The 9,696-nt window shown below is 73.7% G+C and carries 5 protein-coding genes; 3 read left to right on the plus strand and 2 right to left on the minus strand.

The genetic code is table 11. The features are described 5' to 3' along the window. Positions 1 to 100 precede the first annotated feature (100 nt). The gene (locus tag IEY93_RS13245) at positions 101 to 4,885 is read left to right on the plus strand and encodes an Lhr family helicase (protein WP_229691098.1); all 4,785 of its coding nucleotides are present in this window, start codon (positions 101 to 103) and stop codon (positions 4,883 to 4,885) included. A gap of 12 nt (positions 4,886 to 4,897) precedes the next feature. On the opposite strand, the gene IEY93_RS13250 is transcribed toward IEY93_RS13245, so the two are convergent. After that, the gene (locus IEY93_RS13250) at positions 4,898 to 5,545 is read right to left on the minus strand and encodes a M15 family metallopeptidase (protein WP_189163327.1); all 648 of its coding nucleotides are present in this window, start codon (positions 5,543 to 5,545) and stop codon (positions 4,898 to 4,900) included. 95 nt (positions 5,546 to 5,640) lie between these two features. Continuing rightward, entirely contained in the window at positions 5,641 to 7,032 is a 1,392-nt protein-coding gene (locus IEY93_RS38110) for an ROK family transcriptional regulator (RefSeq protein ID WP_229691099.1), read from the minus strand. 208 nt (positions 7,033 to 7,240) lie between these two features. On the opposite strand from IEY93_RS38110, the gene IEY93_RS13260 reads away from it, so the two are divergent. Together IEY93_RS13260 and IEY93_RS13265 are read left to right on the plus strand one after the other, a co-directional pair. After that, complete coding sequence (locus tag IEY93_RS13260; protein ID WP_189163328.1) at positions 7,241 to 8,584, plus strand: extracellular solute-binding protein; 1,344 nt, start codon at positions 7,241 to 7,243, stop codon at positions 8,582 to 8,584. A 2-nt stretch (positions 8,585 to 8,586) separates the two neighbouring features. Continuing rightward, the gene (locus IEY93_RS13265; protein WP_189163329.1) at positions 8,587 to 9,597 is read left to right on the plus strand and encodes a carbohydrate ABC transporter permease; all 1,011 of its coding nucleotides are present in this window, start codon (positions 8,587 to 8,589) and stop codon (positions 9,595 to 9,597) included. Positions 9,598 to 9,696 lie beyond the last annotated feature (99 nt).

Here is a 9,696-nt window from a genome sequence, read left to right on the forward strand (position 1 = left end):
GCAGGCCCCGGAGCCGACGACGATGCCTTCTCTCCGCTGATGAGCAGTGCCGGGACGGGTGGTGGCGCGTTCTGTCGGTGGCGGGTTGCATGATGAAGCGGTGACCGGATCCGCGCTCGACCATTTCACTCCGGTGACCAGGCAGTGGTTCACCGACGCCTTCGCCGCGCCCACGTCTGCGCAGGAGGGGGCGTGGCGGTCGATCGCGCAGGGGGACAACACCCTCGTCGTGGCCCCGACCGGGTCGGGCAAGACCCTCGCCGCCTTCCTCTGGTCGCTCGACCGCCTCGCCGCCGATCACATGGCCACCGGAACCGCTCACGAGAGCGACGCGGGCCATCAGGGCGGTGCGGGTCGCCGAAGCGGCGCAGGCGGGAGAAAGACCGCCGGGCGAGCGCGGGACAAGGGCGCTCCCCGTCGGTGCCGGGTGGTCTACGTGTCGCCGCTGAAGGCCCTGGCCGTGGACGTCGAACGCAACCTGCGCGCCCCGCTCACCGGCATCAAGCAGACGGCCCGGCGCCTCGGCCTGCCCGCCCCCGAGATCTCGGTGGCCATGCGTTCGGGCGACACCACGGCCGAGGACCGCCGGCGCTTCGCCACCGCCCCGGCCGACATCCTGATCACCACGCCAGAGTCGCTCTACCTGATCCTGACGAGCCAGGCCCGTGAGGCGCTGCGTGACGTCGAGACGGTCATCGTCGACGAGGTGCACGCGGTGGCGGCGACCAAGCGCGGAGTCCATCTGGCGCTGACGCTCGAGCGGCTCGACGCGCTGCTGAGCCGGCCGGCGCAGCGCATCGGCCTGTCGGCCACGGTGCGTCCGGTGAGCGAGGTCGCGACCTTCCTGGGGGGCTCGCGTCCGACGACGGTCATCCAGCCGCCGTCCGAGAAGGTCATCGAGGTGGACGTGGTCGTCCCTGTGGAGGACATGACCGAGCTGGATGTCGTCCCACCGCAGGGGCCGCCCCGCGATGACGAGGCGGCCTGGCTGGAGCCTCCGGCGCGGCGGTCCATCTGGCCTCATGTGGAGGCGCACCTGCTCGGCCTCATACAGGCGCACCGTTCGACCATCGTCTTCGCCAACTCCCGGCGCCTGGCCGAACGCCTGTGCACCCGGCTCAACGAGCTGGCCCACGAAGAGGCGGCCGCCGGCCAGGCGGCCCCGTTCTCTCCCGACGACCTCTGGACGACCCCGGCAGGAGGCGACCTTTCCGCCGGCGACGCCCCGCGAACGGCCGCGCCGCACGCCGGCGGCCCACTGCCTGCCGCCTCGGCAGACGAGTTCTCCGCCGGCGCCCGGTCCCGGGGTGACGGGGCTCCGCGGCCGTTGGCCTCGATCTCCACTCCCGCGGCGATGATGGCGCAGGCGGGGGCGAGCGCCGGGGCGCTGCCCGAGATCGTCCGCGCCCACCACGGGTCGGTGTCCAAGGAGGAGCGCGCCCAGATCGAGGAGGCCCTCAAGTCGGGGCGCCTGCCGGCCGTCGTCGCCACCTCCAGCCTCGAGCTCGGCATCGACATGGGCGCGGTCGACCTGGTGGCCTGCGTCGAGGCCCCGCCCAGCGTGGCCAGCGGCCTGCAGCGCATCGGCCGGGCCGGCCACCAGGTGGGCGCGGTCTCCAAGGGCGTGATCTTCCCCAAGTACCGCGGCGACCTGCTGCAGACCGCCGTCGTCGCCGAGCGCATGAAGTCCGGCGAGATCGAGGAGATGCGCTACCCCCGAAATCCCCTCGACGTCCTCGCCCAGCAGATCGTCGCCATGTGCGCGCTGGACGAGTGGACCGTCGACGAGCTGGAGACCCTGGTGCGGCGGGCCGCCCCGTACGCCACGCTCCCCAGGAGCGCCCTCGAGGCCACCTTGGACATGCTGGCCGGGCGCTACCCCGGCGAGGAGTTCGCCGAGCTGCGCCCGCGCATCGTGTGGGACCGCGTGACCGGCCGCCTGACCGGCCGTCCCGGCGCGCAGCGTCTCGCGGTCACCAATGCCGGCACCATCCCCGACCGCGGCATGTTCGGCGTCTTCCTGGCCGGCGGCGACACCGGGCGCGGCGGCCGGCGGGTCGGCGAGCTGGACGAGGAGATGGTGTACGAGTCCCGCGTGGGCGACGTCTTCGTGCTGGGGGCGACCTCCTGGCGCATCGAGGACATCACCGCCGATCGGGTGCTGGTCTCCCCCGCCCCCGGCCGGCCCGGGAAGCTGCCGTTCTGGCACGGTGACACCCTCGGCCGCCCGGCCGAGCTGGGCCGGGCGCTGGGCGCCTTCGTCCGCGAGCTGTCGGCGGGCGAGACCGGCCGCCTGGCCGCGGCGGGGCTCGACGCCTTCGCCACCGGCAACCTGCTCTCCTACCTCGCCGAGCAGCGCGAGGCCACCGGGTACGTCCCCGACGACCGCACCCTGCTCATCGAGCGCTTCCACGACGAGCTCGGCGACTGGCGGGTGGTGGTGCACAGCCCCTTCGGCGCCCGCGTCCACGCGCCGTGGGCCCTCGCGATCGGGCGGCGGCTGCGCGAACGGTACGGCGTGGACGTCCAGGCCCTGCACTCCGACGACGGCATCGTGCTGCGCATCCCCGACACGCTGGAGGGCGCGCCCACCGACGTGGCGGTGTTCGACGCCGACGAGATCGAGCAGATCGTGACCGAGGAGCTCGGCGGGTCGGCGCTGTTCGCGTCCCGGTTCCGCGAGTGCGCCGGGCGGGCGCTGCTGCTGCCCCGCCGCACTCCCGGCAGGCGCTCACCCCTGTGGCAGCAGCGTCAGCGGGCCGCCGACCTGCTCAAGGTCGCCGGCAAGTACGGCTCGTTCCCCGTCGTGCTGGAGACCATGCGCGAGTGCCTGCAGGACGTCTTCGACGTGCCGGGGCTGGTGGGGCTGATGCGTGACATCGCCGCCCGCCGGGTGCGGGTGGTCGAGGTGGAGACGAGCCAGGCGTCGCCGTTCGCCTCCTCGCTGCTGCTGACCTACGTCGGCGCCTTCATGTACGAGGGGGACGCGCCGCTGGCCGAGCGGCGCGCCCAGGCACTGGCCCTGGACACCCACCTGCTGGCCGAGCTGCTCGGCGAGGCCGATCTGCGCGAGCTGCTCGACCCCGATGTCGTGGCCGACACCGAGCGCGAGCTGGCGCGGCTCGACCGCCCGCTGCGCGACCCGGAGGATCTCGCCGACCTGCTGCGCACCCACGGGCCGGTGCGGCCGGAGGACATCGCGGTGCGGGGCGGCGACCCGGGCTGGGCGGAGGCGCTGGAGGCCGCGCGGCGGGCGATCCGCGTCCGGGTGGGCGGGGCCGAGCAGTGGGCCGCCATCGAGGACGCCGCCCGGCTGCGCGACGCGCTCGGCGTGCCGCTGCCGGTCGGGGTGCCGCACGCCTTCCTCGCGCCGGTGGCCGATCCGCTCGGCGACCTGCTCGCCCGGCACGCCCGCACCCGCGGCCCGTTCTCCGCCGCCACGGCGGCGAGCCGCTTCGGCCTCGGCGTCGCGGTCGTGGCCGACGCGCTGCGGCGGCTGGCGTCCACGGGCCGGGTCGTCGCCGGGGAGTTCCGGCCGGGTGGCTGGGGCGAGGAGTGGTGCGACGCGGGCGTGCTGCGGCTGCTGCGCCGCCGCTCGCTGGCCCGGCTGCGCAAAGAGGTCGAGCCGGTGCCGCCGGAGGCGCTCGCCGCGTACGCCCCGGCCTGGCACGGCATCACCGAGGGCCGTTCAGTGCGTGGCATGGACGCCCTGGTGCAGGCGATCGAGCGTCTGCAGGGCGCGGCGGTGCCGGCGTCCGCGCTGGAGACGCTGGTGCTGCCTGGCCGGGTGCCGGGGTACGAGCCGGCCCTGCTGGACGAGCTGACCGCCTCGGGCGAGGTCCTGTGGGCCGGCCAGGGGGCGCTGCCCGGGGGCGACGGCTGGGTGGCGTTGTACTTCGCCGACACCGCTCCGCTGCTGCTGCCCGCGCCCGCCGAGATCTCCATGACCCCGCTGCACGAGCAGGTGCTGAGCGCCCTGGACGGCGGAGGCGCGCTGTTCTTCCGCGACCTGTCCACCCGGGCCGGCTCGCTGGACGACGCCGCGCTCGCCGGCGTCCTGTGGGATCTGGTGTGGGCGGGGCGGGTCTCGGGCGACACCCTCGCCCCACTGCGCGCCGCGCTCGGCACCGGGCGTCCGGCACACCGGCCGGCCTCGACCCGGCGGCGCCGGGCCGTGCTGCCGAGCCGGTCGGGGCCGCCGACGGTCAGCGGGCGCTGGTGGCTGCTGCCCGAGGTGGCCACCGGCACCACCGAGCGCGCCCACGCGCAGGCCGAGGTGCTGCTCGAACGGCACGGCGTGCTCACCAAGGGCGCGGTGGCGGCCGAGCGGCTCACCGGGGGGTTCGCCGGTGTCTATCCGGTGCTGCGCGCCTTCGAGGAGACCGGCCGGTGCCGCCGCGGCTACTTCGTGGAAGGTCTGGGCGGCGCGCAGTTCGCGCTGCCCGGCGCCGTCGACCGCCTGCGCGCCATCGCCGCCACTCTCCCCGCCCCCGGCGCTCCTGTGCCCGCGGCGGGCGAGCGGCGGGCGGTGGTGCTGGCGGCGACCGACCCGGTGAACCCGTACGGGGCGGCGCTGCCCTGGCCCGCGCATCCGGGGGAGGTCACCCACAAGCCGGGACGCAAGGCGGGGGCGCTCGTGGTGCTGGTGGACGGCCGGGTGATCCTCTATGTCGAGCGCGGGGGCAGGACACTGCTGTCCTTCACCGACGACGACCGCCTCCAACCGGCGGTCGACGCTCTGGCGCTGGCCGTGCGCGACGGCGCCCTCGGCAAGCTGACGGTCGAGAAGGCCGATGGCGAGGCCGTCACCGGCTCCCCGCTCGGCGCCGCGCTGGAGGCCGCGGGCTTCCACCCCACCCCGCGCGGCCTGCGCCTGCGCGCCTGACCTCGCCGGCGGTCAGCTCAGGGTGCGGGGGCCGTAGATCGCGGTGGCTGCGCCGGTGGTCATCGCCCAGTAGCGGTCGCCGTAGGACCAGTGCCACCACTCGGTCGGGTAGTTGACCAGGCCCGCCGACTCCAGCGCGGCCGAGAGGATCTCGCGGTGCTCGCGCGCGCCCGCCGAGATGTTGGGGGCGTCGGTGTAGCAGGCCCCGTCGCTCTGTTCGGGGTTGGCGTTGACCGGGGTGCCCATGTCCAGCTCGACACCGTCCTCGGTGGCGAGGGTGAGGTCCACCGCGGCGCCCGCCGTGTGCGGGGCTACCTCGATGGGCGAGACGTACCGGCTGGCGGCGACGTGCAGTTCGTCGGGGGGCATCTCGGGGAAGGCCGCGCGCAGTTCGTCCTTGTACTCCTCGAAGTAGCGCCGCTGCAGCACCGGCGGGCGGTATCCCTCGACCACGAGCAGGCGGTAGCCGTCCGGGAGGTGCCGCTGCGCGTCCTGGAGCCGGTTGAGCAGCCCTTCCCGCAGGTGCGCATAGGCCCCCTGCGGGTCGGCCAGCCTGCCATCGACGCCCAGGACGCCGCGGACGTCGGCCAGCGCCTCGCCGCTCTCCTCGACAGGAATGGACGTCACCCGGGGATCGGAGATGAGGACGATGTCGCGCATGACCAGCAAGTCTTACATAACCAATCCTTTACCCGACCCGTGAGGTCCTTTTGTCCACATGGCGGACTCCGTGGCCCCCGGCATGCCTGCCAGAGTCAGCCAGGGGCGTCGACGGTGTTGGAGAAGACCTCTTCGCGGGCTTGGTCGAGGGCCGCGGTGAGGGCGCCGCGCAGGACGGCGTTGCCCTCGACCTCGGTGACGGCGACCGCGGGCCTGCTCGGGCAGACGCGGGCCACGGCCTCCTCGACCCGCCAGGCGAGCGCCCGGCCGCCCGCTCGGCCCACGTCACCGCTGAGCACGATCAGGCCCGGGTCGAGCACGACGGTGATCGCGGCGACGCCGATGGCCAGCCGCCGGGCCACCTCGTCCAGGAAGCCGTCCGCTCCGGCCTCGACGGCCGTCCGGACCAGTTCGGCCCCGGCCGACGGGTGACCGGCCGGGGTGCCGGAAGCCGGGCGGGATGCCCCGGTCTCGGGGACGCGCCCCCTCGGGGGTGCGGGCGATGCCGCACCTGCGACCGGGGCTGACCCCTGGCCGGAGGACGCGGATGAAGGCGGGGCGGAGGCCGGGCCGGAGCGTGCGGGGCAGACCGGGTCCGGGTCCGAGGAGGTGACCCGGACCGGGGCTTGGGAGGTGGCCGGGGTGGGCAGGTGGTGGACGGCGGCCAGGCGGGTGAGGGCCGCGGTGCCGACCAGGCGCTGGAAGGAGCCGGACTGCGGTTCGGCGACGTCGATCGGGAGCGGCTCGCCTGGGACCGGGAGCCACCCGATCTCTCCGGCTCCCCCGGTGAAGCCCCGGTGCAGCCGTCCGCCGAGCATGACGCCGAGGCCCTGCCCGACTCCCGCCCACACCAGGGCGAAGTCGCCGGTGCCGCGGGCCGCCCCGTAGGCGTGTTCGGCCAGCGCGGCCAGGTTCACGTCGTTCTCGATCCACACCGAGGAGCCGAGCGTGGCGCGCAGGTCGGCGAGCACACCGGCGTGCCAGGACGGCAGGTCGAAGGAGAAGCGCACGTCGCCGGTCCGCGGGTCCACCACGCCACGCGTCCCGATGACCAGTGCGCGCAGCCGGGACAGCGACACGCCCGCCGCCTCGCAGGCGCGCCGGACGGCGCTGTGCACGGTCCTGACCGGTTCCCCGGCCTCCAGGGGGTCGACGGCGACCTCGGCGATCAGGGCGCCGGTGATGTCGGCGACGCCGGCGGTCACCCGGTCGGGCAGCACTTCCAGGCCGGCGACGTACGCGCTGCCGGGCACGACGGCGTACAGGGCGGCGTTCGGGCCGCGGCCGCCCGGTCGCCATCCGGAGACCTCGACCAGGCCGCGTTCTTCCAGCCGGGCGAGGAGCTGGCCGGAGGTCACCTTGGACAGGCCGGTGTGCTCGCCGAGCTCGCCCCGGGTGAGCGGCCCGTTGGCCAGCAGCAGCTCCAGCGCCGCGCGGTCGTTGAGCCGGCGCAGCAGCCGCGGCGTTCCGGGATGTCGTCCTGACATGGGCCGCCCTCTCGTCACGATCCGCTAACAGGGTTTTTTTTAAGAAAGTTTCTTGTTAGTTTAGCGGCAGTCACCCCGCGGGCAAGCGATCAGGGCCTCGGGATGTCACAGCGCAGAGCGCGAGGACGGCGCTTCGCCGGCGTGCGCCCCCGGCCACGCCCGCTGCGGAGAGCGCGACCCCCGCGCGGCCGGGAAGGGAGAACCCAGCGTGAACATCACAAAGATCGCCACCGCGACGGCCACGACGGCCGTGCTCGCCTTGGCCGTCGCCGCCTGTGGGAGCGGCGAGCCGGCCGGCCAGGCGGCACCGTCGGCGAAGGCGTCCGCCGCCGCCTCCGGCCCGGCCTTCGCCGGGCAGAAACTGACCGTCTGGCGGCTCGGGGCGCCCAACGACGTGCAGGACAAGTACATGTCGGAGCTGAACGCGGCGTTCAAGCAGCAGACCGGCGCCGACGTGGAGGTCCAGTGGATCCCCTGGCCCGACGCCCAGAAGAAGTGGACCGCCGCGCTCGCGGGCGGCGCGGGCCCGGACGTCACCGAGTTCGGCAACGACCAGGTCGCCGCCTGGGTCGCGCAGGACGCGCTCGCCGACATCACCGAGCTGGTCAGGTCGAACTCCGACTTCCAGCAGATCCCGCCGAACCTGTGGGGTTACGAGACGATCGACGGCAAGGTCTACGCCGCGCCGTGGGGCGGCGGCACCCGGGCCGTGCTGTACCGCAAGGACTGGTTCGACGACCTCGGCATCACGGTGCCCAAGACCTGGGACGAGCTCGTCGCCGCCGGCCAGAAGATCGTCTCCAAGAAGGGCAAGGACGTCGACGGCTTCGCCTTCAACGGCGGCTCGGACGCCAACATGTCGCTCTCGCCGTTCGTCTGGTCGGCGGGCGGCGACTTCGCGGCCTTCGAGGGCGGCAAGTGGACCGGCAAGCTGACCGAGCCCGGCTTCAAGGAAGGCTTCCAGTTCTACACCGACCTGGTGGCCAAGAACGGCGTGTCCGGCAAGAGCCGGCTCGGCCAGAACTCGGTCGAGATCGGCCAGCGCTTCGCGGCCGGCAAGGTCGGCATGTACATCACCGGTGGCTGGGACATCGCCACCATCAAGGAACAGAGCAAGGGCAAGATCGGCGACGACCAGATGGCGTTCTTCTCGCTGCCCGCCAAGGACGGCAGCGGCCCGGCGCCCGCCTTCCAGGGCGGCAACGACATCGCCGTGTGGCAGGACGCCAAGAACCCCGAGCTGGCCGCCGAGTACGTCAAGCTCGCCGCGGGCAAGGAGTTCGGCACCCGGTACGCCAAGGAGGGCGGCCTGCTCCCGCTCTACCCCGACGCCCTGTCGGAGTTCGCGAGCGACCCGGTGCAGGCGCCGTTCGCCGAGACCTTCAAGGTGGCCAAGGGCTTCCCGGCCGACCCCGACTGGGCGCAGGCCAACGACACCAAGGCCGTGCTGCAGAACGCCGCGCGCGCCGTCATCGAGGGCAAGAAGAACGCCGACGCCGCTCTCGCGGACGCCAACGCCGAGCTCGAGACGATCCTCAACCAGCAGCAGTGACGATGGCGCAGACCTCGACGCTCGACCGGGGCGGAGCCACCCCCTCCGCCCCGGCGCGGCGCCCCACCGCCCCGCGCCGGTCGCGCGGGCTGCCCGCGTGGGCGGTCCCCTACGCCCTGCTGCTGCCCGGCCTGCTGGTCATCGGGGGCCTGCTGCTCTACCCGCTCTACCAGATGGTGGAGATGTCCTTCTACAAGGTGGGACTGCGGCAGATCAGGCCGAACCCGCGACCGGCGGAGTTCCTCGGGGCGGGCAACTACACCGAGGTCTTCCGGTCGGAGCTGTTCTGGTCGTCCCTGCGCAACACCGTGGTGTTCGCCGCGGTCACCGTCGCGCTGACCCTTCTCGCCGGCACACTCGTGGGCCTGTTGCTGCACCGGCTCGGCCGCGCGATGTCCACGTTCGTCGTCGTGGGCATCATGGCGGCCTGGGCGACCCCGCCCACCGCCACGGCGGTGATCTGGAAGTGGCTGTTCGACGCCGACGCGGGCGTGGTCAACTGGGCGCTCGGCCTGCTCCCCGGCCCGCTGTCGGAGCTGATCTTCGGCACGTCGGACTGGTCGGGCCGGCCCTGGCTGAACTCCCCCGCCACGATCTACCTGGTGCTCGTCGTCGCCGTGGTCTGGGCGTCGTTCCCGTTCATCGCGGTGTCGGTGCTCGCCGGTCTGAAGAGCATCCCCTCGGAGCTGTACGAGGCGGCGCGGGTGGACGGGTCGGGCCCGGTGACGACCTTCTGGAAGATCACCTTTCCGCTGCTGCGCCCGGTGTTCTCGGTCCTGCTGGTGCTGTCGGTCATCTGGGACTTCAAGGTCTTCACGCAGCTGTACGTGCTGGCGGGCGGCACGACCAACCGCGAGGCCTTCAACCTGTCGTTGTGGGCCTACACCGAGGCGTTCAGCGCCCCGCCCAAGATGGGGTTCGGCGCGGCCATCGCGGTCGTCCTGACGCTCATCCTGCTGGTGATCACCGGGGTGTACGTCCGGCAGATCGTGCGAACGGAGGACGTGCGATGAACCCGAAGGCCGTGCGGCGGCTCAAGGCGTCCACGCTGAACGCGGCCGGCGTCGTGGTGTTCCTGGCCGCCGTCTTCCCCGTCTACTGGATGGTCGCGA

The sequence above is a fragment of the Sphaerisporangium melleum genome (assembly GCF_014646695.1).
Lineage (GTDB): Bacteria > Actinomycetota > Actinomycetes > Streptosporangiales > Streptosporangiaceae > Sphaerisporangium > Sphaerisporangium melleum.